The organism is Halomonas sp. SIMBA_159, assembly GCF_046536035.1.
GTDB classification, from domain to species: Bacteria; Pseudomonadota; Gammaproteobacteria; order Pseudomonadales; family Halomonadaceae; genus Vreelandella; species Vreelandella venusta_A.
Map to the genome: position 1 here is coordinate 1 of NZ_JAWJBT010001498.1, position 240 is coordinate 240.

Annotated in this window: 1 protein-coding gene; it reads left to right on the top strand. The window is 62.1% G+C overall.

Annotation, left to right across the window (positions count from 1 at the left end):
• Positions 1 to 201, top strand: a 201-nt coding sequence (locus tag R0J87_RS24210; RefSeq protein WP_498889594.1) for a hypothetical protein, incomplete at its 5' end; no start/stop codon positions are given.
• Positions 202 to 240 lie beyond the last annotated feature (39 nt).

Here is a 240-nt window from a genome sequence, read left to right on the forward strand (position 1 = left end):
GTCGACGATGCCACGGCCCGCGCCGGCGCTGCCTCGCATCTGGAGGTCACCGATCAGGGTAGGCAGCTCCTGGAGGATGCCGCGGCGAGGATCGCCGTGCTCGACGAGATATTCGCTGCAAGGCATCCGCAACTCACCGACGCTCTCCGCGCCCACATGATCGCGACGTTTGCGGGAACGGACAACCTTTACGTAAACTAAAGGAGTGGAAAATGTCCTACTGTCCGTGCACGTTGTCGC